Consider the following 603-nt stretch of genomic DNA (forward strand, 5'->3'; position numbering starts at 1 on the left):
AAACAGGCACTGGAGGTGCTGATTAAGGCCTGTCCGGCGGGACTGTATAAAAAGCAGGACGACGGTAGCGTTCGTTTTGATTACGCCGGGTGCCTGGAATGCGGAACGTGCCGGATCCTCGGCCTTGATACGGCGCTGGAAAAATGGGAATACCCACGCGGGACGTTTGGCGTGGAGTTCCGCTACGGCTAATAAGTACGAAGTTGTGCCCCCGTTGGCCGGATAAGATGCGGTAGCGTCGCCATCCGGCAATCATGTGGCGCCAATGCCGGATGGCGGCGGAAAGGACTTATCAGGCCTACGGGTTCTGGTAGGCCTGATAAGCGTAGCGCCATCAGGCTGGGTAACATAAAAGCGATTTATTCTTTGTCTGTCGGACTCAGGGTGACGGAAGAGAGATAGTTGAGCAGCGCGATATCATTCTCTACGCCCAGTTTCATCATCGCCGATTTCTTCTGGCTGCTGATGGTCTTAATGCTGCGGTTGAGCTTCTTGGCGATTTCGGTGACCAGGAAACCTTCGACGAACAGGCGTAATACTTCGCTCTCTTTTGGCGACAGGCGCTTATCGCCGTAACCGCCTGCGCTGATTTTCTCCAGCAGG

2 protein-coding genes are annotated in these 603 nt (G+C 54.9%); one reads left to right on the plus strand and one right to left on the minus strand.

The window, feature by feature from the left end; all coding sequences use genetic code 11:
• Positions 1–192, plus strand: a 192-nt coding sequence (locus ACYVBN_RS18365) for a ferredoxin family protein (protein ID WP_460601769.1), incomplete at its 5' end; no start/stop codon positions are given.
• Positions 193–359: 167 nt separating this feature from the next.
• Here ACYVBN_RS18365 and ACYVBN_RS18370 read toward each other — a convergent pair.
• On the minus strand, positions 360–603 hold a 244-nt coding region (locus tag ACYVBN_RS18370; RefSeq protein ID WP_460601770.1), incomplete at its 5' end, for a LuxR C-terminal-related transcriptional regulator.

This window comes from Flexivirga lutea, from assembly GCF_054778955.1.